Origin of the sequence: Natrinema sp. SYSU A 869 (assembly GCF_019879105.1) — an archaeon.
Taxonomy (GTDB): Archaea; Halobacteriota; Halobacteria; order Halobacteriales; family Natrialbaceae; genus Natrinema.
In genome coordinates this window covers 105,532-126,152 of sequence record NZ_CP082249.1, presented here as the reverse complement: position 1 = coordinate 126,152, position 20,621 = coordinate 105,532, and the positions used below count along the sequence as shown (strand labels likewise).

25 protein-coding genes, 2 tRNA genes and 2 pseudogenes are annotated in these 20,621 nt (G+C 62.4%); 23 read left to right on the top strand and 6 right to left on the bottom strand.

The window, feature by feature from the left end:
* Positions 1 to 60 precede the first annotated feature (60 nt).
* Positions 61 to 537: an N-acetyltransferase gene (locus tag K6I40_RS08745; RefSeq protein ID WP_222918660.1), complete on the bottom strand. Its 477-nt coding sequence runs from the start codon at positions 535 to 537 to the stop codon at positions 61 to 63.
* A gap of 169 nt (positions 538 to 706) precedes the next feature.
* Between K6I40_RS08745 and K6I40_RS08740 the strand changes: the two genes are divergently transcribed.
* From K6I40_RS08740 to K6I40_RS08730, 3 genes are all read left to right on the top strand, one after another.
* On the top strand, positions 707 to 1,174 hold the full coding sequence (locus K6I40_RS08740) for an archease (RefSeq protein ID WP_222918659.1): 468 nt from the start codon (positions 707 to 709) through the stop codon (positions 1,172 to 1,174).
* A 108-nt stretch (positions 1,175 to 1,282) separates the two neighbouring features.
* Positions 1,283 to 2,383, top strand: coding sequence for a DoxX family protein (locus K6I40_RS08735; RefSeq protein ID WP_222918658.1), 1,101 nt, complete (start codon positions 1,283 to 1,285; stop codon positions 2,381 to 2,383).
* A gap of 95 nt (positions 2,384 to 2,478) precedes the next feature.
* Positions 2,479 to 3,945 (top strand): RtcB family protein, encoded by a 1,467-nt coding sequence (locus K6I40_RS08730; RefSeq protein ID WP_222918657.1) that lies wholly within the window; start codon positions 2,479 to 2,481, stop codon positions 3,943 to 3,945.
* Positions 3,946 to 4,026: 81 nt separating this feature from the next.
* Here the strand turns inward: K6I40_RS08730 and K6I40_RS08725 are convergent, their stop codons facing one another.
* The 3 genes from K6I40_RS08725 to K6I40_RS08715 form a co-directional block, all read right to left on the bottom strand.
* On the bottom strand, positions 4,027 to 4,275 hold the full coding sequence (locus K6I40_RS08725) for a sporulation control protein (RefSeq protein WP_222918656.1): 249 nt from the start codon (positions 4,273 to 4,275) through the stop codon (positions 4,027 to 4,029).
* Positions 4,276 to 4,418: 143 nt separating this feature from the next.
* A complete protein-coding gene (locus K6I40_RS08720) occupies positions 4,419 to 4,634 on the bottom strand; it encodes a hypothetical protein (protein ID WP_222918655.1) in 216 nt (71 codons plus the stop codon).
* Positions 4,635 to 4,703: 69 nt separating this feature from the next.
* Positions 4,704 to 5,369 (bottom strand): helix-turn-helix domain-containing protein, encoded by a 666-nt coding sequence (locus K6I40_RS08715; RefSeq protein ID WP_222918654.1) that lies wholly within the window; start codon positions 5,367 to 5,369, stop codon positions 4,704 to 4,706.
* 160 nt (positions 5,370 to 5,529) lie between these two features.
* Between K6I40_RS08715 and moaA the strand changes: the two genes are divergently transcribed.
* The 14 genes from moaA (at position 5,530) to rpsB (ending at position 12,997) form a co-directional block, all read left to right on the top strand.
* Entirely contained in the window at positions 5,530 to 6,501 is a 972-nt protein-coding gene (gene moaA, locus K6I40_RS08710) for a GTP 3',8-cyclase MoaA (protein WP_222918653.1), read from the top strand.
* A gap of 187 nt (positions 6,502 to 6,688) precedes the next feature.
* Positions 6,689 to 6,771, top strand: a tRNA-Ser gene (locus K6I40_RS08705).
* 71 nt (positions 6,772 to 6,842) lie between these two features.
* Positions 6,843 to 7,373 (top strand): 30S ribosomal protein S13, encoded by a 531-nt coding sequence (locus K6I40_RS08700; protein WP_222918652.1) that lies wholly within the window; start codon positions 6,843 to 6,845, stop codon positions 7,371 to 7,373.
* On the top strand, positions 7,373 to 7,894 hold the full coding sequence (locus K6I40_RS08695) for a 30S ribosomal protein S4 (protein WP_222918651.1): 522 nt from the start codon (positions 7,373 to 7,375) through the stop codon (positions 7,892 to 7,894). Before K6I40_RS08700 ends, K6I40_RS08695 begins: the two co-directional genes overlap by 1 nt.
* A gap of 1 nt (position 7,895) precedes the next feature.
* Positions 7,896 to 8,282, top strand: coding sequence for a 30S ribosomal protein S11 (locus K6I40_RS08690; protein WP_222918650.1), 387 nt, complete (start codon positions 7,896 to 7,898; stop codon positions 8,280 to 8,282).
* A gap of 3 nt (positions 8,283 to 8,285) precedes the next feature.
* Positions 8,286 to 9,035: a DNA-directed RNA polymerase subunit D gene (locus K6I40_RS08685; RefSeq protein WP_222918649.1), complete on the top strand. Its 750-nt coding sequence runs from the start codon at positions 8,286 to 8,288 to the stop codon at positions 9,033 to 9,035.
* 129 nt (positions 9,036 to 9,164) lie between these two features.
* Positions 9,165 to 9,249, top strand: a tRNA-Leu gene (locus K6I40_RS08680).
* A gap of 153 nt (positions 9,250 to 9,402) precedes the next feature.
* Positions 9,403 to 9,756 (top strand): 50S ribosomal protein L18e, encoded by a 354-nt coding sequence (locus K6I40_RS08675; protein WP_222918648.1) that lies wholly within the window; start codon positions 9,403 to 9,405, stop codon positions 9,754 to 9,756.
* A complete protein-coding gene (locus K6I40_RS08670) occupies positions 9,753 to 10,202 on the top strand; it encodes a 50S ribosomal protein L13 (RefSeq protein ID WP_222918647.1) in 450 nt (149 codons plus the stop codon). Before K6I40_RS08675 ends, K6I40_RS08670 begins: the two co-directional genes overlap by 4 nt.
* Complete coding sequence (locus tag K6I40_RS08665) at positions 10,196 to 10,594, top strand: 30S ribosomal protein S9 (protein WP_222918646.1); 399 nt, start codon at positions 10,196 to 10,198, stop codon at positions 10,592 to 10,594. Before K6I40_RS08670 ends, K6I40_RS08665 begins: the two co-directional genes overlap by 7 nt.
* Before the next feature lie 12 nt (positions 10,595 to 10,606).
* On the top strand, positions 10,607 to 10,801 hold the full coding sequence (locus K6I40_RS08660) for a DNA-directed RNA polymerase subunit N (RefSeq protein WP_180841420.1): 195 nt from the start codon (positions 10,607 to 10,609) through the stop codon (positions 10,799 to 10,801).
* A gap of 2 nt (positions 10,802 to 10,803) precedes the next feature.
* Positions 10,804 to 10,989, top strand: a complete 186-nt coding sequence (locus K6I40_RS08655) for a DNA-directed RNA polymerase subunit K (RefSeq protein WP_222918645.1) — start codon at positions 10,804 to 10,806, stop codon at positions 10,987 to 10,989.
* Complete coding sequence (gene eno, locus K6I40_RS08650) at positions 10,986 to 12,191, top strand: phosphopyruvate hydratase (protein WP_222918644.1); 1,206 nt, start codon at positions 10,986 to 10,988, stop codon at positions 12,189 to 12,191. Before K6I40_RS08655 ends, eno begins: the two co-directional genes overlap by 4 nt.
* Positions 12,188 to 12,997 (top strand): 30S ribosomal protein S2, encoded by an 810-nt coding sequence (rpsB, locus tag K6I40_RS08645; RefSeq protein WP_222918643.1) that lies wholly within the window; start codon positions 12,188 to 12,190, stop codon positions 12,995 to 12,997. Before eno ends, rpsB begins: the two co-directional genes overlap by 4 nt.
* 508 nt (positions 12,998 to 13,505) lie before the next feature.
* Here the strand turns inward: rpsB and K6I40_RS08640 are convergent.
* On the bottom strand, positions 13,506 to 14,432 hold the full coding sequence (locus K6I40_RS08640) for a thiamine-phosphate synthase family protein (RefSeq protein ID WP_222918642.1): 927 nt from the start codon (positions 14,430 to 14,432) through the stop codon (positions 13,506 to 13,508).
* Positions 14,433 to 14,545: 113 nt separating this feature from the next.
* Here K6I40_RS08640 and mvk point away from each other — a divergent pair, with 113 nt between their 5' ends.
* Together mvk and K6I40_RS08630 are read left to right on the top strand one after the other, a co-directional pair.
* The gene (mvk, locus tag K6I40_RS08635) at positions 14,546 to 15,532 is read left to right on the top strand and encodes a mevalonate kinase (protein ID WP_222918641.1); all 987 of its coding nucleotides are present in this window, start codon (positions 14,546 to 14,548) and stop codon (positions 15,530 to 15,532) included.
* Positions 15,529 to 16,269 carry an isopentenyl phosphate kinase gene (locus K6I40_RS08630; RefSeq protein WP_222918640.1) on the top strand — a complete coding sequence of 247 codons (741 nt, stop codon included), beginning with the start codon at positions 15,529 to 15,531 and terminating at the stop codon, positions 16,267 to 16,269. The genes mvk and K6I40_RS08630 overlap by 4 nt, the downstream gene beginning before the upstream one ends.
* A 37-nt stretch (positions 16,270 to 16,306) precedes the next feature.
* Here K6I40_RS08630 and K6I40_RS08625 read toward each other — a convergent pair whose 3' ends face one another.
* Entirely contained in the window at positions 16,307 to 17,845 is a 1,539-nt protein-coding gene (locus K6I40_RS08625; RefSeq protein WP_222918639.1) for a TrkH family potassium uptake protein, read from the bottom strand.
* 216 nt (positions 17,846 to 18,061) lie between these two features.
* Here K6I40_RS08625 and K6I40_RS08620 point away from each other — a divergent pair, with 216 nt between their 5' ends.
* The 4 genes and pseudogenes from K6I40_RS08620 to K6I40_RS08605 all read left to right on the top strand — a co-directional run bounded on the left by K6I40_RS08620 (position 18,062) and on the right by K6I40_RS08605 (position 20,453).
* The gene (locus tag K6I40_RS08620; protein WP_222918638.1) at positions 18,062 to 18,307 is read left to right on the top strand and encodes a hypothetical protein; all 246 of its coding nucleotides are present in this window, start codon (positions 18,062 to 18,064) and stop codon (positions 18,305 to 18,307) included.
* A gap of 141 nt (positions 18,308 to 18,448) precedes the next feature.
* A pseudogene (locus K6I40_RS08615) lies at positions 18,449 to 19,133 on the top strand (TrkA family potassium uptake protein).
* A gap of 199 nt (positions 19,134 to 19,332) precedes the next feature.
* Positions 19,333 to 20,253, top strand: a pseudogene (locus tag K6I40_RS08610) (potassium transporter TrkG); the annotation flags it as partial.
* On the top strand, positions 20,250 to 20,453 hold the full coding sequence (locus tag K6I40_RS08605) for a hypothetical protein (RefSeq protein WP_222918637.1): 204 nt from the start codon (positions 20,250 to 20,252) through the stop codon (positions 20,451 to 20,453). The pseudogene K6I40_RS08610 and the gene K6I40_RS08605, both read left to right, overlap by 4 nt.
* Positions 20,454 to 20,621: the final 168 nt, after the last annotated feature.

Here is a 20,621-nt window from a genome sequence, read left to right as displayed (position 1 = left end):
CGATACCGACGGGTAGCCGGGGCTTGTGAGAGCGTTGACCCGAGACCACAGAACCATCTGTTACCGTCGAATCAGGTCCGAAATCCGGTCGGCGATGCCGACATCGGCACCGAGTTTCAGATAATATGCGTCGCCGCCGTCCTCGTAGTAGTCGTCGATCCGGCGCTTGATCTCGAATCCGAGGTGTTCGTAGAACTGTAGGGCGTTCTCGTTGCTCGTTCGGGCATGACACGTGATCGTGTCGTGGTCGTCCGCCACGTGCGCGACGAGTCGTTTGCCGATGCCCTCACTGCGGTACTCGGGATCGACGGCCAGAAAGAGAATGTATCCGTCGCGTCGAACGGCGGCGAATCCGATGAGTTGGTCGTCTTGGACGTAACAGTGGACTTTCGACCGTCGATACGCGTCAGTAAAGAAGTCGTACCGCTGCTTGAGTACATCCTCCTGACGATTGATCGTCTCCTTGAGCTGCCAGGCGTCGTCGACGAAATCGTCGCTCCCCGGTGCGACGACGCGACTGTCGATATTGACGCTCACTACCACAACCTACCAGCGTCGTCAATATAATTCCACCGGCAGTCGATCCTCGGGAACGTCAGACGTAGTCGACATGTCCGGACTGATTTGTATTCTGTTCGGACAAAATTCTGGGCCCACTCGATCGAAACGACGGGCATAGGACCCCGGCCGGAGAAGGGGTTCCCAGATGGGGTTCGAACTGCGCGACCACACTGCCGACGTCGCGGTGGCAGCGACCGGTGACTCGCTCGAGGCGACCTTCGCGGCGGTGGCCGATGGCCTCGCAGCCGCGTCCTGCGACGAAATCCCGGCCGATACCGGCGAGCGCTTTCCGCTTTCCGTGACGGCCGAGAGCCGCGAAGCACTGTTGTTCGACTACCTCGACGAACTGATCTACCTGCGAGACGTTCGGGCGGAGTTGCCAGTCGATCATCTCGTGGAGTCGATCGAGACGCCCGCGTCGGACCAGAGACCGGACGCGACCGACGAATCGGACGAATGGACCCTCGAGGCCAGCGCCCGCGGCGTCCCGCTTCCCGAGATCGACGCCCGCGAGGTGAAGGCGGTGACGTACTCGGAAATGCGTCTCGAGCGCGTCGGCGGGGACGGCGGTGGCAACGAGGACTGGGAAGCATATGTCGTCTTCGACGTTTAAAGTCGAATCGAACTGCAGTCGTCCAGACACGCGTTCGAGGGGCAAACACGACGGTACTCGCCCTATCGGACAGTCGTATTTTCACTGCGCCGGTCGTACGTCGCAGTGATGGGGGACAGATCGCAGCGGATTCGAGACCGGCGACTCATCGGAACGGTTGTGCTCGGTCTCGCGTTCCTGCTCCGAACAGTCGGAACGGCCCGTGCACACGAGGAATACGTTGTCGACGAGGAGCGTGACGTCACTGTCGGCGAGTTCTTCGCCGAGTCGCTGACCGATCCGTTCGTCGTCGGCCCGCTGCTAGCGGGCGGGGTCGCTGTCGTCGTCGTGATCGCGATCTATCTCGTCGTTCGTCCGCTGCCCCGGGACATCGCGTCGTTCCGGGCTGCCATGCAGGAGTACACCGAGTACGTCCCCTGGCTGCTCCGAATCTCCTTTGGCATTCCGTTGATCGGTGCCGGGTTCAGCGGCTACTTCATCAGCCCCGCACTCCACGTCGAACTCCGGCTCCTGCAGGTCACGCTCGGCTTCTTCCTCCTCTTCGGTCTGGCGACGCGAGTCGTCGCGATGTTCACGCTCGCTGCCTACCTCGTCGGCCTCGCATTTCGGCCGATTCTCGTGTTGCAACTCGAGTTCGTCGGCGGGCTGCTCGCACTCGCGTTACTCGGCAGCGGGCGTCCGAGCGCGGACCACGTCCTCCAGTACGTCGCCGGGACATCGGGGACGGTCTACGGCCGGTTCGATCCGGTGTACGACCGTGCCCGCGCGTTCCAGGGATGGATTCGCAGGTACCGCTCGCTCATGCCGACGATCGTTCGCATCGGCCTCGGCTGTACGTTCATCTCCCTCGGCCTCGGCCAGAAACTCCTGCGACCCGGCATCGCGCTCGCGGTCGTGGACCGGTACGATCTGACGGCGGTCGTCCCCGCCAGCCCGGAGCTGTGGGCCCTCGGCGCAGGGCTGGCCGAGGTCGGCCTCGGTCTCGCACTCGTCATCGGGGTTTTCACGCGAACGAGCGCAGCGACGGCGATTGGCGTGTTCACGCTCACACTCTTCGCGCTGCCCGACGACCCCGTCCTCGCTCACGTCGGCCTCTTCGGGCTTGCGTCAGTGTTGCTCATCACCGGGAGCGGCCCCTACGCCGTCGATCGACGGCTCGGGACCGCCGAGGTCGATGAACGCACCGACGCGGTACCAGGTTCCGCGTGAGCGTGACTGACGAAATCGTGATCTGACGGTGCTAGTGACTATCGCAGACGCTGGAGAGACGAACATCTTTCATCGCTGGGGGCTGACTTCCACGTATGACTACCTTCGACGCCAACGGCATCACGTTAGAGCGGGTGCGCGAGTACGTCTGGGAGATCCCTCAAGAGGGCGATATGCGCGCCCCTGCCCGGGTACTGGCGAGTGAAGCGCTGCTCGAGGAGATCAAGGAAGACAAGTCCCTCGAGCAGATCAAAAACACGACGCACCTGCCCGGCATTACCAACCACGCGATCTGTATGCCCGACACCCACCAAGGGTACGGGTTCCCGGTCGGTGGTGTGGGTGCGCTCGACGCCGAAAACGGTTGTATCTCGCCGGGAGCGGTCGGCTACGATATCAATTGCGGCGTCCGAATGATGCGGACGAACCTGACCTACGACGAGGTGCAGGGTCACGAGGAGGAACTCGTCGACTCGCTCTTCGCCAATATTCCGTCAGGGCTCGGCGGCGGCGGAATCGTCGAGGCCGGCGTCGACGCGATCGACGAAATCCTCGCCCGCGGCGTCGACTGGGCGCTGGAGAACGGCCACGCCGTCGAGGAGGACTTGCTCCACTGCGAGGACGAGGGGATGCGCGAGGGTGCCGATCCCGAGAAGGTGAGCCAGAAGGCCAAGGACCGCGGCAAGAACCAGATCGGATCGCTGGGGTCTGGCAACCACTTCCTCGAGGTCCAGCGCGTGACCGACGTTTTCGATTCGGGCGTGGGCGAGGCCTACGGGCTCGAGGAAGACCAGATCGTCGTGTTGATCCACTGTGGCTCCCGCGGACTGGGCCACCAGACCTGCAACGATTATCTGCGGAAGATCGAGCAACAACACAAGGGGCTGCTGGACCAGTTGCCTGACAAGGAACTCGCGGCCGCGCCCGCGGGCTCACAGCTCGCCGAGGACTACTACGGCGCGATGAACGCGGCGATCAACTTCGCGTGGGTCAACCGGCAGCTGATCATGCACCGCACGCGGCAGGTCTTCGAGCGCGTCTTCGATCGTTCCTGGGAGGAAATGGAGATGGACCTGCTCTACGACGTGGCCCACAACATCGCGAAGAAAGAGACCCACGTCGTGAACGAGGACGGCGACGAGCGCGAACTCTACGTCCACCGCAAGGGTGCAACGCGGGCGTTCCCCGCCGGCCATCCCGAAGTCCCCAAGGCCTACCGCGACGTCGGCCAGCCAGTGATCATTCCCGGCAGCATGGGTGCGGGCAGCTACGTCCTCCGGGGCGGCGAGAACTCGATGGACCTCACCTTCGGCTCCACCGCCCACGGTGCCGGCCGCCTGATGAGCCGCACCCAGGCGAAAAACGAGTTCTGGGGCGGCGACGTCCAGCAGGACCTCGAGGACCAGCAGGCGATCTACGTCAAGGCCCAGTCCGGAGCCACGATCGCTGAGGAAGCGCCGGGCGTCTACAAAGACGTCGACGAGGTCGTCCGCGTCTCGGACGAACTCGGCATTGGGGATAAGGTCGCGCGGACATTCCCCGTGTGTAACATCAAGGGGTAATCGGGTCGCATCGTCCGTCCACTTGGACCCGTTCGTTCCGATCGCTGATACCGCGGGAAGTCAACCGTGGCCTGACCCGAATCACGGTTCGGCCAGCGATCCGGTTCGAGCTTGTGCGGCGAGATACAGGACGAGTGCAATCGCTTGCACGACTAACACGAGAAGAATCCCGCTCATCACGATGGCCGCAGCGATGCCGAAAACGAACGTGGTACCCGCCAGAATCAGCGGTGACCGACGGTCGTGGTGTTTGGCTTCTCGGTACACGTAGCCCGAGAGGAGCGCCTGAATCCCGGCGTAAATCGGGGCACCAATTCCAATTGCAGCCATTTCGTTCCGATTCCAGTAGCGAGTACATGACTTTTGTGTTATGAAAAATCCACTGCTATTTTCGGCTGCTCTCTATGAGTGACTCGTCATCGCTTCGCGAACCGAAAGCGGGGCGACCACGCTTCACAGCGCGACGCTCGTCGCTACTTCAGCCGATACGGACTCTCGTCATCGCCGTCTTCGCCGTCGTCCTCGCCTTCGTACGGTTTCCGGGCAGTGATCGTCACGGTCGCTTCGGGGTCGTCCTCGTCTGCCCACGGACTATCGTAGGCCGAGAGCTCGAGGTCGGTGACGTCCCATCCCTCCTCCTCGATGAGTTCTACGAGGCGACGCTGGTCCGCGAGCATATCCTCGTCCATACGCCCTCGTTCGAGCGTGGGCGGGGTTAGGTCTTCCGCCGGTCGATGCGGCGCGGCACTCCATGCAGATCACTCCTTGTCCGACTCGCCGACGTCGACGATCTCCGCGACAAGCGTTCGATGTGCGCGCCGGAGTCGCTCGGAGAGCGCCTGATGCGAGATACCGAGTTCGTCCGATAGATGGTCCATATCCATCTCTCGGGGGATCTCGTAGTAGCCGCGCTCGAGGGCCGCAACCAGCGTCTCGTACTGAGCGTCGGTGAGGCCAAACCGACCGTGGCGATTCTCTTCTAGTCGGTGAACCTTCTGAATCCCGATGGAAAGTCCCTGCTCGGTCGCGAAGTCGTAGGTCCGAGAGAGCGCCTCTCGTTCGGGAAAGAGGACCCGGAATCGCCACGCTTTGTTCTCGACGTGTGCATCGAGGATCGTCGCCTGTTCTTCGGTCAGCAGGTGCAGTATGACGATCACGTCGTCCACCCAGTTCATTCGATAGAGACACTCGTCGGTGAGATCCGTCAACGGTTCGAACTCGTCGACGCTAGGGTCGTCCGACAGTGCGTCATCGGCGGTCGCAAGCGTCGATTCGTCGCCAGCGAACCAGACGTACGGCATTACGTGATCCGGATCGTACGCGACGACGCGTTCGATCTCCACGGCGAGGCCGTCCGTCGCCTCGAGCGTGTGATGAAGCGCGAACTCCGCGGCGGGAACCGAGAGTGCCGCGATGGTACTCATGGAGAGAACCACCACGCCGATGACCAAGATACCGGGCCCAGCCGGGCAGCGAGCGACGCATCGATCCTCTAGTATGCTGACAACATATGGAAACCGAAATCGGTTACGAGCGGCCGAAATTCCCGGCGTGTTTAAGCGGATCCGTCTGCAAATAGATGGTATGCTCACCGACGAATTCGGGCGGGAGGTCTCTGGGGTTCGCGTCTCCCTCACCGATCGGTGTAACTTCGACTGCGTCTACTGTCACAATGAGGGACTCGGGGACACTCGCGGACCGATGGACCCGCAGGACGACGAGATGTCGACCGACGACGTCGTCCGGTTTCTCGAGGTCGCCGCGGAGTTCGACGTCAACGCAGTCAAGTTCACCGGTGGAGAGCCGATGCTTCGGCAGGACTTAGAGGAGATCATCGAGCGCACGCCGGATGGGATGGAGGTCTCGCTGACCACGAATGGCACGTTCCTCCCCGGTCGGGCCGAGGATCTCGTGGACGCGGGTCTCGAGCGGGTCAACGTCTCCCAGGACGCGCTCGATCCGGAGGACTTCGCCGCCGTGACGAAGAGCGGGGCCTACGAGACGGTGCTCGAGGGGGTCGAGGCCGCGCTAGATGCGGGGCTCGACCCAGTCAAACTCAACATGGTCGTCTTCGAGCACACGGCGGGGTACGTGCCGGAAATGGTCGACCATGTCGCGGAAAACGACGGGCTCCAACTGCAGTTGATCGAGTATATGCCCGAACTGACAGGCAAGCCGGAGTGGAATATCGATATCGGGCGCGTCCACGAGTGGCTGGCGGAGCAGGCCGATGAGATCGAACATCGGGAGATGCACGACCGGAAGCGCTACTGGATAAATGACGGCATGGTCGAGATTGTCGACCCCGTCGAGAACCCCACCTTCTGTGCGAACTGTCACCGCGTTCGGGTCACCCACGAGGGCTACCTCAAGGGCTGTCTCAACCGCAACGACGACCTCAAATCGATGGGCGAGATGACGAAACCGGAGATCCGCGAGGCCTTCCGTGATACCGTCGCCGGTCGAGTGCCCTACTACGGGGAGTACATGGTCCAGAACGAGGAGGGCCAGTGGGAGATCAACGAGAAGTACATCGAGGAGTACGCCGGCGCGTAGCACCATCATCGGCCCCACGTCGTCGGTCGCTCGGTCTTCATCTCGAGCAGGAGTAACACGGGAGACAGAGTCACACGGCCCGCCGCGACCTTTCGTTGCCCTTAAGTAGGAGACGGGGATAGATTCGGATGCAATACGTGCAGGGGAGTGATCCCCGAGTCCGAGAGGGCGATGATAGACGAACGGTGTTGTGGTAGCCAAGCGGCCCAAGGCGCATGGTTGCTAACCATGTGGCGTTAAGCCTCCGGGGTTCAAATCCCCGCCACAACGTCGGACACTTCACTGGCGTTTTCCCGCCAGTCATTTGCAACGCACGCAGACCAGACACAGATACACGACACATGAGCGCCGAAGAACCTCAAGAACAAGAAGACGACGAAGATCTTCGATACTTCGTTCGCATCGGGCAAACCGACCTCGATGGGACGAAGTCCGTCGAGCGCTCGCTCTCGGAGATGAACGGGATTGGTCGACGAACCTCCCGGCTCATCGCCGAGGAAGCGGGTGTCGACCGAACGGCGACGTTCGGCCGACTCGACGATGACGTCATCGATGGCGTCATCGAAGTCGTCGAGAATTACGCCGACGAAGTCCCAGACTGGCTCAACAACCGTCAGGACGACTTCTACAGCGGCGAAACGACTCACGAGATCGGCAACGATCTCCAGTTGACTCGACAACATGACATCAACCGGATGAAGATGATCGACTCCTACAAAGGCTCTCGCCACAAGCGGGGCCAGAAGGTTCGCGGTCAGCGAACCAAGTCCACCGGTCGTACGGAGGGCACCATCGGAGTTAACGTCGAAGAGATCCGCGAAGAACAGGCCGAAGAGGCCGCCGCCGCCGAAGAAGAGGACGAGGGTGAATAATGCCACTCGGCACTGACACCAAGCAATACGAGACGCCGAACCACCCCTACCAGGGTGAGCGCATTGCCTCCGAACACTCCCTCGTCGACCGCTACGGGCTCTCCAACAAGGAAGAGCTCTGGCGTGCTCAGTCCGAGCTTCGCTCCTACCGGCGCGAGGCCCGAGAACTGCTCGGCCAGGCCCAGGACGACGAAACCGTCATCCGCCGCTCCGAGGAGTTCCTCGGTCGGCTCAAACGCGTCGGCATCCTCGACGAGACCGACGAACTCGGCGACATCCTGTCGCTCGAGATCGAGGACATCCTCGAACGCCGACTGCAGACGATCGTCTACCGCAATGGGCTGGCGAACACGGCCCAGCAGGCTCGTCAGTTCATCACGCACGGCCACATCATGGTCGACGGTCAGCGCCACCTCGTCCCCTCCTACGTCATCGATATCGACGAGGAGGATCTGGTGGCCTTCGACGAGAACAGCCCGCTCGCGGACGATCTCCACCCCGAACGCGCGGAGGGTCAGTAACATGAGTCAGGACGAAAAATGGGGCATTGCCCACGTACACGCATCGTTCAACAACACCGTCATGACCGTGACCGACCTCACGGGCGCGGAGACGATCGCCAAGTCCTCCGGTGGGACGGCGGTCAAGCAGAACCGCGACGAGGCGTCGCCGTACGCGGCCATGCAGATGGCCGAGTCCGTCGCCGAAGAGGTCAAAGCAGCCGGCATCACGGGCCTGCACGTTCACGTGCGCGGCCCCGGCGGCAACCTTCAGAAGTCCCCCGGTCCGGGCGCACAGGCGACGATCCGTGCGCTTGCCCGCTCGGGCATCGAGATCGGGCGCATCGAGGACGTCACGCCGATCCCACACGACGGATCGCGCGCTCCCAAAGGGAAGGGCGGCTACTAGACCATGAGTGCAGAGTACGACGTCGAGTTCGTCGAACGCGAGGATCGTGAGGCACGGTTCCTCGTTCGCGGCGTGACACCCGGATTCGCCAACGGCATCCGTCGAGCGATGGTCGCCGACGTGCCGACGATGGCAATCGACACCGTCCGGTTCGTCGAGAACTCGTCAGTTATGTTCGACGAGCAACTCGCCTTGCGTCTCGGGCTCGTCCCGCTGACAACGCCACCGGTCGGCGAGTTCGGCGAGGACGAGACCGTCACGCTCTCGATCGACGTCGAAGGGCCGGCCACCGCGTATTCCGGCGATCTCGTCTCCAGCGATGATCTCGTTCAACCCGCTGAGGAAAACGTCCCGATCATCGAGCTCAAGGACGGCCAGCGCTTCGAGGCCGAGGCCGATGCCGTCATCGACCGCGGGAAAGACCACGCCAAACATCAGGGCGGGGTCGCAGTTGGCTACCGACACCTCCAGCGCGTGGAGGTCGACGGTGAGCTCCCCGAGTTCGAGGACCAGGAGAGCCGGATCATCCGCGGCGTGATCGAGGACGATGGTGAGCTTGTTTCGACGAGCGAATTCGACCACGATCTCTCGAACCGCTACCCGGGCAAGGAGGTCCGGATCGAGGACGTGCCCAACGCCTTCGTCTTCCACGTGGAGACCGACGGCTCGTTCCCCATCGAAGAGCTCGTGACGCGGGCCGCGGACACGATCGCGGAACGCGCGACCGAACTCGAAGACGCAGTACAGCTGTAGATATGAACCGACGCCCCCAACCCATTCAGGACGCGCCACTCGCCGACGCCGTGAGCGACGAGACCGGCGATTGCGCGTCCGCTGGAATCGAAAGGGGTTTGAAGGGGCGACGGGTAGACGGAAGTGCGAGCAGGGATAGCCAAGTCAGGCCAACGGCGCAGCGTTCAGGGCGCTGTCTCGTAGGAGTCCGCAGGTTCAAATCCTGCTCCCTGCATCACTTCTCTACGACCGACCGACAGTCGAGAGGCGCTCGAGCAGTATGCGATCGCTTCACGACCGAGTTCGGTCGGCAGTACAACAATTTCGATTCCACAGTCGACGGCGCAGTTCCTCGCGTCGTCGATCAGTTAGCAGTTGGAGGATACCAATGAGTAGCAAGACTAATCCGAGGCTCAACGATCTTATCGCCGAGCTGAAGTCGACGTCCCGCGAAACGGACGCCGATGTCTGGCGAGACGTTGCGGATCGACTCGAGAAGCCCCGGCGCACCCACGCTGAGGTGAACCTGGGCCGCATCGAGCGATACGCACGCGAAGAAGAGACTGTCGTCGTTCCTGGCAAAGTGCTGGGATCCGGCGCACTACAGAAAAACGTTACCGTCGCCGCCGTCAACTTCTCTTCGTCCGCAGAGACGAAGATCGATCAGGTCGGCGAAACGGTACCGCTCGAGGAAGTACTCGAGAACAACCCCGAAGGGTCTAACGTCCGAGTGATTCGATGAGTCTCGCAGAGTTTGACGCAGATCTCGTCGTCGACGCACAGGACTGTATTCTCGGTCGCGTCGCAAGCGAAGTCGCCCAGCGCGCGCTGGACGGCAACCGTGTTGCGATCGTCAACGCCGAGGACGCAGTTATCACCGGCGACGAGGATGACATCTTCGAGACGTACCGTACGCGGCTAGAACTTGGCTCGGACCGCGGGCCGTACTACCCCAAACGACCGGACATGATCTTCAAGCGGTCCGTTCGCGGGATGCTTCCGTACAAGAAAACCCGTGGCCGCGAGGCACTCGACAGCGTCCGCGTCTACGTCGGCAATCCCTACGAGAACGACGACGATCACGAAACGGAAGTGATCGAGGGGACGTCGCTGGACCGCCTGTCGAACATCCGCTTCGTCCACCTACACGAAGTGTCCGAACAGTTAGGTGCTAACGTCACATGGTAACCAACACGAGTGGCAAGAAAAAGACGGCCGTCGCTCGCGCTACGGTGCGCGAAGGCGAGGGTCGCGTTCGAATCAATTCCCAACCCGTCGAACTGGTCGAACCCGAAATGTCCCGGCTCAAGATGCTCGAGGCGTTCCGCATCGTGGGCGAGGACCTGCGCGACGAGATGGACATCAACGTCAGCGTCGAGGGCGGCGGAATCAGTGGACAGGCCGACGCTGTCCGGACCGCCATCGCACGCGGGATCGTCCAGCACTCGAACGACGCCGAACTCCGCGACGCGTTCATGGAGTTCGATCGGTCGCTGCTGGTCAACGACGTTCGTCAGTCCGAACCGAAGAAGTGGGGCGGCCCGGGCGCTCGGGCGCGCTACCAGAAGTCCTACCGCTAAGGTGATTCAAGCATGATGGTACCGGTCCGGTGTTTCACCTGTGGCAACGTCGTCGCCGAACACTGGGAGGAGTTCGACGAACGAGCAAACGAGGGCGACGAGGATCCCGAAATGGTCCTCGATGAGCTCGGCGTCGATCGCTACTGCTGTCGACGCATGCTCGTCAGTCACAAGGATCTAGTCGACGTCGTCTCCCCGTACCAGTAACAATGCAACAACAACAGCACAATCGCTACGAGAAGGCACGCATCCTCGGCGCTCGAGCGCTGCAGGTCTCCTATGGCGCGCCGGTGTTGATCGAGACCGAGCAGACCCAACCGATCCTCATCGCCGCCGAGGAGTACGATGCCGACGTGCTGCCGTTTACCGTCAAGCGGGGGTACGATCGAAAATGACGCTCATTACCGACATCCGGCTTCGTCGGATCCTCGACTCGCGAGGAAACCCGACGGTCGAGGCCGATGTTGTAACCGAAAGTGGCGGCTTCGGCCGCGCTGCGGCACCCAGCGGTGCCAGTACAGGCGAGTACGAGGCCGTCGAGCGGCCGCCGAGCGAGGCGATCGCCGCGGCCAGGGAACACGCCGTTCCCCGCCTCGTCGGCGAGGTCTACGCGGGTAACCAGCGCGACGTCGACGCTGCGCTCCACGCCGCCGACGGTACCGACGACTTCTCGGAGATCGGTGCCAATAGCGCGGTCGCGATCTCGATGGCCGCCGCGAAGGCCGGTGCCGACGTGCTCGGTGCCCCGCTCTTCCAGCACCTCGGCGGCACGTTCCGTGGCGACAACTTCCCGATTCCGCTCGGCAACGTCGTTGGTGGCGGTGAACACGCCGCCGACGCGACCGACATTCAGGAGTTCCTGGCTGCACCCGTCGGTGCACCCAGTGTCGCGGACGCCGTCTTCGCCAACGCGGCCGTCCACGCCGCCGTCGCCGACCTGCTCGAGGAACGCGACGTTCCTTGTGGCAAGGGCGACGAGGGTGCGTGGGCACCGTCGATCGACGACAGCGAGGCCTTCGAAATCGTCGCCGAGGCGGTCTCGATGGTGCAGGACGAGGTCGGCTTTAACATTGGCTTCGGACTGGACGTCGCCGGCGCTGAGTTGTACGATTCCGAGTCAGAAACGTACGAGTACAGTGACCGGAGCCGTGACACCGACGAACAGATCGCCTACATCGCGGAACTGGTCGAGGAGTACGACCTCGTCTACGTTGAGGACCCGCTCGACGAGGACGACTACGACGCTTTCGCCGATCTCACGGACGAGGTCGGCGATCAGACGCTGATCTGCGGTGACGACTTGTTCGTCACCAATACCGACCGTCTCGTCGAGGGAATCGATCGCGGCGCGGCCAACAGTATCCTGATCAAGCCGAATCAGATCGGGACGCTGACGGACGCGTTCGACGCGATCGAGCTCGCGACGGAGAACGGCTACGACTCGGTCGTTTCCCATCGGTCGGGCGAGACCGAAGACGCGACGATCGCACACCTCGCCGTCGCGACCGACGCACCCTTCATCAAGACGGGTGCCGTCGGCGGCGAGCGAACCGCAAAGCTCAACGAGCTCATTCGAATCGCAGACGACGCGACATGACAGAGAACGACGCAACCCAGGAAGGGCTCGACGCCGCCGAGGAGGCGATCGACGAGGAGCCAGCCGAAGGGGCTGGCCCCGCCGCCGACGCCGACGACGTCGAGCCAGTAGACGAACAGCCCGCCGACGCCGAGGAATCGCCCGCGGCCGACGCCGAACAAGCCGACGACGTCGACGAGGAGGACGCCGGTCCGACCCTCGACGACGACGTTATGTCCGACGAGGAGGCGGACCTACTGATCCCCGTCGAGGATTACCTCGGCGCTGGTGTCCACATCGGGACCCAGCAAAAGACCAAGGACATGGACCGGTTTATCCACCGCGTCCGGACCGACGGGCTCTATGTGCTCGACGTCTCGAAGACCGACGGCCGCATCCGTACGGCCGCGGACTTCCTCGCGAACTACGACCCCGAGCAGATTCTGGTCACCTCGAGTCGCCAGTACGGTCGGTTCCCGGCGGAGAAGTTCGCCGAGGCCGTCGGCGCTCGCGCCCGCACCGGTCGCTTCATCCCGGGCACCCTGACGAACCCGAAGTACGACGGCTACATCGAGCCGGACGTGCTCGTCGTCACGGACCCGATCGGCGACGCCCAGGCCGTCAAGGAGGCCATCACGGTGGGTATCCCGGTCATCGCGATGTGTGACTCGAACAACCAGGTCAGTAACGTCGACCTCGTCGTCCCGACGAACAATAAGGGTCGCAAGGCCCTCTCGGTCGTCTACTGGCTGCTGGCCAACGAGGTCCTCGATCGGCGCGGTGCCGAGCCGTCCTACTCGCTCGAGGACTTCGAGAGCGGCGTCTAATTCGGTCGATTTCAACACTGTCCGTTTTCTCGCTGCCCTGTCGCGAAGAGCTGCCGCGCTCGAGTGCGAGTCACAGCTATTGCCCCGAGTGAGCGATTTCTCGGATCAAATTGGTTCGAGTAGTGGGTGGTGAGTTACGGGTTCGATCAAACGGATGGGGTTACCGGTTTATCGAAAGAGACGTCAACCGGAAGCAATGGAGAATGTTCACGATGCGATAGACATTCTCGTGGCGGTATGGATAGAGCGCCATCACATCGACCTGCTACGTAATTCTGGTGAGATCGAGTTTTACTGTCCTCTCGGCCGAGCCATGGCGACAGACCGGCGACGAGATTCCCGACCAACTGGTCGTCGGGTGTCGGACGCTCGAACGAGAACGCGAACGTGGCAGTTCGGAATGTGGACTCCGTGACTGAGTGTCGGAAAATGGGTTCTACGACGAAACTCGAGCTGCTCGTACCGAGAATTGAGCGCAGGAGTAAAGCACAGCGTCAGTGAGGCGGTGTCACAGTGACGATGATTCTGTGAGCAACGTTTCGATCCGGTTAGCGGCGTCGGCGGCCGTCGCGCCGAAGACGTACGTCGCAGGTTCGATACCGAACGCGCCGCGGTGGTAGGCGACGGCTGGTACCCGCCCCTGGTCCGCAAACCGGCTTCGGAGGTGTGCGCCGCGGTCCTCGTAGTCGGCGTCGAACTCGAGCGGGTCGATGCCCATCGTTCGTGCAGCTTCGAGTAGGTCGTCGTCGGTTGCGATGTTGATCGCGCCGCGGATTTCGGAGTCGACGCTGTTGGCGGCGAGGACCGCCGTCGAGACGTGTTTGGACGCGCCGAACTCGGGGTTGGCGGGAATCTCGATCCGGCCGTTCATCGCGTAGATCCGGCCCGGAACCGCAGCGACGTCGGTCTCGTCGCGGGGATCGGGCAGGCACATCCCGACGTTCGTGCCAACGTTCGGGATATTGCCGGCCATGCTGGGAATCGAGGCGAGCGTCCGCGCGGCCGTCCGAACGTTCGCGAGGACGTCCCGTTCGGCGCGCACGTCGGGATCGAGACCGCGGACGCACAGATCACAGCCAAGCCCCTGCAGTTCGGGCATCACCTCTTCGTGGAGTTCACAGATGGGGCCCCGATCCTCGAGACTGCGGACGAGCGAGAGGAGTTCGGCGAGGGCGTCGTAGCCGTCCATCTCGTCGCCAGCGAGTCCGTCCGCGATGCGGTCGACGGTGGCAACGGTTTCGGGATCGTCCCGGAAGCGATCGTCACCGCCGCTTTCGCCGCCGATATACTTGCTGACCGCGGCCTGGGTGACGCCGAGTTCGGCGGCGATCTCCTGTTGGGTCAGTCCGTGCTCGGCGAGGCGAGTGGCCAGCATTGCCCGGACCGTCGGCAGGAATCGATCGACGACGAGTTCACTCGGGACGACGAGCGACATACCACCGACGTTCGCCCGCAGGGGCATAAGTCCGACTCCAGTGGGCCGACCGACCCACCGCTGGGCGATGCGACAAAGATAGCTATTAACCGTCGTCGGACGAACGGCCGGGCATGACACGCTCGAGCGCTCCCGGGAAGGTATACTTGTTCGGGGAGCACGCGGTGGTTTACGGCGAACCAGCCGTTCCATGTGCGATCGAACGGCGGGCGCGAGTAGCGGTGCACAGACGCGATGACGGACGCCTCCGGGTCAATGCCGAGGATCTCAGCCTAAATGGGTTTACGGTCGAGTACGGAGCCACGGCGGACAGCCGACCTGACGTCGACGTGCCAGAACCGCTGGTGACGGCGGCGACGCAGTACGTTGATGGTGCGATCGAACAGGTCCGAGACGTTACCGGCGAGGACGACGCCGGCTTCGACGTCACGATCGAGAGCGATATCCCGCTGGGTGCGGGACTCGGTTCCTCGGCGGCGGTCGTCGTCGCGGCCATCGACGCGGCGACCCGCGAACTCGGCGTCACCCTCGAGCCCGCCGAACTCGCTGAGCGTGCCTATCAGACGGAGTCGCAGGTTCAGGACGGTCAGGCCTCGCGGGCCGACACGTTCTGTTCGGCGACCGGCGGCGCGGTCCGCGTCGAGGGCGACGACTGCCGCTCGCTCGAGGCCCCGGAGCTGCCGATCGTGATCGGGTTCGACGGCGGCGCGGGCGATACCGGTCAGCTGGTCGCGGGCGTTCGCGACCTGCGCGAGGAGTACGATTTCGCGGCCCACACGGTCGAAGCCATCGGTGACGTTGTCCGGAACGGCGAAGACGCCCTCGCGGACGGCGACATCGACGAAATCGGCCGGCTGATGGACTTCAATCACGGGCTCCTCGCTGCGCTGGGGGTCTCTTCGCGCTCGCTCGAGACGATGGTCTGGGCGGCCCGCGACGCGGGTGCCCGCGGTGCGAAGCTCACCGGTGCCGGCGGGGGCGGCTGTATCGTCGCGCTGGATCCCACAGAGGAGACGGAGACGGCTCTCTCTTTTACGCCGGGCTGTGAGAACGCTTTCCGCGCAGAACTCGCCGAAACGGGGGTCGAACGGCTCGAATGATCGTCCTGAAACTCGGCGGCAGTGTCATCACCGAGAAGGACCGAGCGGAGACCCTCGACGGCGAGGCGCTCGAGCGGACGACAGATGCGATCGCGGCGGCACAGAAGGACAGTCGAGAGGATCTCGTAATCGTCCACGGCGGCGGGAGCTTCGGCCACCACAACGCCAGCGAACACGGCGTCAGTACGACCGACGGAACGCACGACGCGAGCGCGGCGCTCGCCATCCACGGCGCGATGAAGACCTTGAACCAGTTCGTCCTGAGTCGACTGCTCGAGCGCAAGGTACAGGCGGTGCCGGTTCATCCCTTCTCAGCGGGCCACCGCGACGGCGAGGGGGAACTCGACCTGCCGACCGGACAGGTCGAAACGATGCTCGAGGAAGGGTTCGTCCCCGTGCTCCACGGCGACGTGATCGCCCACGCCGGCGCAGGTGCGACCGTCATCAGCGGCGACGAACTCGTGGCAGCCCTCGCCGGTGCGCTCGAGGCAGACCGGGTCGGACTCTGTTCGACGGTCCCCGGCGTGCTGGACGAGGCGGATACCGTGATCGATCGGCTCGACGATTTCGATGCCGTCGCCGACGTGCTCGGAGCGAGCGAGGCGACCGACGTGACCGGCGGGATGGCCGGCAAAGTACGGACGCTACTCGGACTCGAGGCCGAGGCGTCGATCTTCGGGCTCGAGTCACTCGAGTCGTTCCTCGACGGCGAGAATCCGGGGACGACGATCGACTGAACGCGGGAGCAGAGGTGAGAGAGGACGGACGGTCTTTTTAGCGCGTCCAGAACCCGCCGGTGAACATGACGAGGACAGGGATGATCTCGAGGCGGCCGATCCACATCAGGAAGACCATCAGGAGCTTCGAACTGTACGATAAATTGATATAACTCCCGAACGGGCCGAGCGAACCGAACCCGGGACCGATATTTCCGATCGTCGCGAGGCTCGCGCTGAACGCCTCGAGGGGCTCGAGAGAGTAACCGATTCGGCTGGCGTCGAGCATGATGACCAGCGTCGCGAGAGCGAAGATGAAGAGATACATGAAGGTAAACCCGAGGACGCCGCGAATGGCGTCTTCGTCGACCACGTTCCCGCCGAGCCGAATCGGCCGGATGACTTCAGGGTGAGCGGCCGTGAACAGTTCACGCCGGAGTACTTTGAGCACGATCAGCCATCGAACGACCTTGACACCGCCACCGGTCGAGCCTGCACAGCCGCCGACGAGCATTGCGAACAGGAGCACGACCTTGCCGGTCGCAGACCACGCTGCGAAGTCACTGGTCGCATATCCGGTCGAGGTCAACAGTGACGCAATCTGGAAGGCGCTTTGTCGCAGTGAGTTCTCGAACACGCCCTCCGTCACGCCGCCGAGCTCCGCCAGCGCCGGCGCGGTACCGACGTAGAGCATCCCGGCAAGAAGGACCGTAAGCCCGGCAATCGCGCTAATGTAGGCGCGAAACTCGGAGTTGCGGACGAAGCGATGACCCTCGCCGCTGAAGACGTGCCAGAACAGGGCGAAATTGGTCCCGGCGATGATCATGAATGGAATAGCAGTCCACTGCACGACCGCAGAAAACGCCGCGACGCTGTCGGCCTCCGGCGAGAACCCGCCCGTCGGGAGCGTCGTAAACCCGTGGGCGATTGCGTTGTAAAGGCCCATATTAGGAGCCATCCCTGCGAGGTGGAACCCGTAAAGAAGGCCGATGTAAACGATGGTGAACGCGAAGTAGACGAGCCAGAGGATACGCGCCGTCTCGGCGATTCGCGGCGTGAGTTTCTGTAACTGCGGCCCCGGCGCTTCCGACTCGACGAGCTGTGCGCCGCTGACCGCTAACTCGGGCAAGATCGCGACCATCAACACGATGATCCCCATCCCGCCGAGCCACTGGGTGAGCTGTCGCCACATCATGATCGCGTGCGAGTGACTGTCCAGTGAGATCTCCCCAAGGACCGTCGCTCCAGTCGTCGTAAAGCCGGACATCGACTCGAACAGGGCGTTGACGGGATGAGCGAGCGTCGATTCGGTTCCCCAGCCCGCGAGCACGTACGGCACTGCGCCGATGACCGCCACTGCCAGCCACGAGATCGCCACGAAGAGCATTGCCTCGCGGATCTGCAGGTCCGGGTCCGGACTGAGCTGCTCGAGGCCGTAGCCGACGGCGATCGTGAGAGCGATAGTTGCGATAAACGGGAACACGGGGTCGCTATAGATGAGGGCCACAACGAGGGGAATCACTAGCGGGACGGAGAGGTACTTGAGCACGGTTCCGACGAGCGCAAAACTAGCGCGCCAGTCGGTTCGAAGCCTCATAGAAACACCCCACTCATAGAGTCGCGTCTGGACACGGTATGTAACGGCATTTGGGTTAGGTCGTATTAATCCATCGTAAGCGGGCCTCCGTCGCGGCAGTGTCCTCGCTTTGGAACAACTGGAATCCTGACGCGGATCGGACCGGTTCGGAGTGAAGAACGCCGTTTCACCTCTCTGAGACGAGGACCTATATACGAATCGCGCGTATATTGACATATGGGCGTTCGATTACCAAGCGTTCGCCACCCGCACTCGTTTTACGACGTCTTCAGCGTCGTCGTCGCCGCGGTGGCGATCATGGCCCTCGTCCTCACCATCCGGTACGGGTCAGTCATCCGGCTTGAGATGGCCGTCTTCATGACGGTCGTCTTCCTGTGGGTCGGCTGGGCTATCGAACGGATTCTGGCAGAATCCAAAGACCGATCGAGACGGCAACAGCGACGGAAACGGCCCTGGGAGTAATATCCTCGCAAGAGATCCCGTCGTTCATCCGCCGCAGTCGACGGGATTCGGGATTTTCAGTTAGTACTACTTGAGCCCACAGCGAGCGATCGAAGTCACTAAAGCGATATATTTCAATGGTTACGCAAGAAGACCGACGCAATGTATATCGTCATCGTCGGTGCGGGCGATATCGGGATGCCGCTCATCGATATCGCAACCCGCTCAGGAAACGAAGTCGTCGTCATCGAGAACGACCCTGAGCATGCGGATCAGGTCGCTGGTGAATACGACTGTCTGGTACTCAACGACGATGCGACGGCCCACGGTGCACTTCTGGACGCTGGAATCAAGAACGCGGATGCCCTGATCAGTACGACTGATCGAGACGCGACCAACATCATGGTCTGTCTGCTAGCTCAGGAACACAAAACCACCCAGTATCGTGTCAGTAGTTCACGACCCTGAACATATGAACGTGTTCCGCCAGATCGGCGTCAACACGATGGAAAACCCACAGGAACTCATTGCCGAGTACCTCTACCGAGCGGTCGCTCGCCCGGCAATCGTCGATTATATGCGAATTGGAGAGAATGCAGAGGTGTTCGAGATTGAGGTCACAAAAAACGCGCCGATCGACGGGAAGACACTCATCGAGGCCGCGAACGAAGAGTTGCTCCCCGAGGACGTCCTGATCGTCGCGATCGAACGCGAAGGGGAGGACCCACCGATTACGCCGCGGGGAAGTACGACGATCAAGGCAAACGATCTCCTCACGATCTATTCGGCGTTCGGAGCGGAACCTGAACTCACAGACGTGTTCGGGCACCCCGAAGATCAGTTATAATGATGATCCAACGAAGCGGATCGCAGTGGCGCATCGGTCGACCACAGCGGTCGTCATTGAGCGACTGGACTCAAGCATATCGTCACGATCCCATCGCGTTTGTGAGCCCAGAACGGGCGGAGAGTGACACATGAACGAGGCAACGGAAACGATCGGCCGAGACTTGGGGCGAATGTTCCAGGCGCTGTCCGGGTTACTATTCGTCTCGATCCTGCTTCTCTGGGTCGTGGGCATGCCGATCTGGGGAGCGATCAACCACGGCATGACGGGACTCGCGACCGGCGGGTTCTCGATTACGGACAACTCAATTGCGACCTACGACAGCGCGGCCATCGACTTCGCACTCCTCCCGGTCATGCTGCTCGGCAGCATCGCGTTCCCGGTCCACTACCTCATCCTGCAGGGCGACCTACGGAACCTCTACTCGGACCTCCAAACCCGATGGGTGTTCATCTACATGAGCCTCGGGACGCTCGTTCTGACCGCGCTCGTGTATATCGGTGACACGTACAACTCCCTGTTCACGGCATTCCGCTATGGGTCGTTCCAGTTCGTCTCGGCAGCGACCTGTGACGGCTTTCAGACCGCCGCCGACGCGACCAACGTCGCGCTGGGCCGCTGGTCAGCTCAGGCCCAGCTTACCGTTACCTTCGGCATGCTCATCGGTGGTGCGGCCGGGTCGACGGTCGGCGGAATCAAGCTAATCCGCGCACTCACGCTGTTGAAAGGCATTCGATATCGCATCTCAGACGTCTTCTATCCCGAGACTGCCGTCCGGCGACTGAACATCAACGGTCGCCGCCTCACCGAACAAGAAGTACGCCAGGAGTTCGAAGAAGCGGCGATCATCGCGGTGCTCTGGTTCACGTTCCTCGCTATCGGGACCTTCATTCTCCTTCTGATCCTCCCGCAGGGCGAGTATACGCTCGAGAATCTCATCTTCGAAGTCGCCAGCGCACAGGGCAACGTCGGCCTCTCCGCGGGCATTACTGGACCGGAATCGCTGCCGACGCTCGGCAAGCTCATGTTCCTGTTCAACATGTGGATCGGCCGGCTCGAGATCATTCCGGTGTTGGTAACGCTACGGGCAGTCTTCCGCCGCGGAGGGATCTACCAATGAGGCCCAGCGAACTCCCGCTCGTCGGACAGGTTTTCGAATCAGGTGCTGAGGATCGGGTCTTCGACTCGCTCCTGCTCGTTGGTCCCGTCATCATTCTCCTCATCGTCGCTGTCGGACGCTCGCTCCTCACGACTAGTATCGCGGTCGGATACGTCCTGTTCTTCGTCGCATACGTCCTCTATCGAGGCGTGCGTAACTGAACGCGAGTCAGCTATTCGCTATCGGGCGATTCGATAGTCGGGCCCGCCGGAAATCGGACGGCAGTGAGTCGTCACTCGTGGCGCATTCGCTTGCGGATCGAGACCCGGTAGAGAAACGATGCTCGCCCGAGAGTAGAGCGATGAAACGGAGAGACGGCTCCCGTCGCG

Excerpts from the sequence above, each read along its gene's own strand:
- K6I40_RS08740 (WP_222918659.1), top strand. The coding sequence starts at position 707 with ATGGGGTTCGAACTGCGCGACCACACTGCCGACGTCGCGGTGGCAGCG.
- K6I40_RS08735 (WP_222918658.1), top strand. The coding sequence starts at position 1,283 with ATGGGGGACAGATCGCAGCGGATTCGAGACCGGCGACTCATCGGAACG.
- K6I40_RS08730 (WP_222918657.1), top strand. The coding sequence starts at position 2,479 with ATGACTACCTTCGACGCCAACGGCATCACGTTAGAGCGGGTGCGCGAG.
- K6I40_RS08725 (WP_222918656.1), bottom strand. The coding sequence starts at position 4,275 with ATGGCTGCAATTGGAATTGGTGCCCCGATTTACGCCGGGATTCAGGCG.
- K6I40_RS08720 (WP_222918655.1), bottom strand. The coding sequence starts at position 4,634 with ATGGACGAGGATATGCTCGCGGACCAGCGTCGCCTCGTAGAACTCATC.
- K6I40_RS08715 (WP_222918654.1), bottom strand. The coding sequence starts at position 5,369 with ATGAGTACCATCGCGGCACTCTCGGTTCCCGCCGCGGAGTTCGCGCTT.
- moaA (WP_222918653.1), top strand. The coding sequence starts at position 5,530 with ATGCTCACCGACGAATTCGGGCGGGAGGTCTCTGGGGTTCGCGTCTCC.
- K6I40_RS08700 (WP_222918652.1), top strand. The coding sequence starts at position 6,843 with ATGAGCGCCGAAGAACCTCAAGAACAAGAAGACGACGAAGATCTTCGA.
- K6I40_RS08695 (WP_222918651.1), top strand. The coding sequence starts at position 7,373 with ATGCCACTCGGCACTGACACCAAGCAATACGAGACGCCGAACCACCCC.
- K6I40_RS08690 (WP_222918650.1), top strand. The coding sequence starts at position 7,896 with ATGAGTCAGGACGAAAAATGGGGCATTGCCCACGTACACGCATCGTTC.
- K6I40_RS08685 (WP_222918649.1), top strand. The coding sequence starts at position 8,286 with ATGAGTGCAGAGTACGACGTCGAGTTCGTCGAACGCGAGGATCGTGAG.
- K6I40_RS08675 (WP_222918648.1), top strand. The coding sequence starts at position 9,403 with ATGAGTAGCAAGACTAATCCGAGGCTCAACGATCTTATCGCCGAGCTG.
- K6I40_RS08670 (WP_222918647.1), top strand. The coding sequence starts at position 9,753 with ATGAGTCTCGCAGAGTTTGACGCAGATCTCGTCGTCGACGCACAGGAC.
- K6I40_RS08665 (WP_222918646.1), top strand. The coding sequence starts at position 10,196 with ATGGTAACCAACACGAGTGGCAAGAAAAAGACGGCCGTCGCTCGCGCT.
- K6I40_RS08660 (WP_180841420.1), top strand. The coding sequence starts at position 10,607 with ATGATGGTACCGGTCCGGTGTTTCACCTGTGGCAACGTCGTCGCCGAA.
- K6I40_RS08655 (WP_222918645.1), top strand. The coding sequence starts at position 10,804 with ATGCAACAACAACAGCACAATCGCTACGAGAAGGCACGCATCCTCGGC.
- eno (WP_222918644.1), top strand. The coding sequence starts at position 10,986 with ATGACGCTCATTACCGACATCCGGCTTCGTCGGATCCTCGACTCGCGA.
- rpsB (WP_222918643.1), top strand. The coding sequence starts at position 12,188 with ATGACAGAGAACGACGCAACCCAGGAAGGGCTCGACGCCGCCGAGGAG.
- K6I40_RS08640 (WP_222918642.1), bottom strand. The coding sequence starts at position 14,432 with ATGTCGCTCGTCGTCCCGAGTGAACTCGTCGTCGATCGATTCCTGCCG.
- mvk (WP_222918641.1), top strand. The coding sequence starts at position 14,546 with ATGACACGCTCGAGCGCTCCCGGGAAGGTATACTTGTTCGGGGAGCAC.
- K6I40_RS08630 (WP_222918640.1), top strand. The coding sequence starts at position 15,529 with ATGATCGTCCTGAAACTCGGCGGCAGTGTCATCACCGAGAAGGACCGA.
- K6I40_RS08625 (WP_222918639.1), bottom strand. The coding sequence starts at position 17,845 with ATGAGGCTTCGAACCGACTGGCGCGCTAGTTTTGCGCTCGTCGGAACC.
- K6I40_RS08620 (WP_222918638.1), top strand. The coding sequence starts at position 18,062 with ATGGGCGTTCGATTACCAAGCGTTCGCCACCCGCACTCGTTTTACGAC.
- K6I40_RS08605 (WP_222918637.1), top strand. The coding sequence starts at position 20,250 with ATGAGGCCCAGCGAACTCCCGCTCGTCGGACAGGTTTTCGAATCAGGT.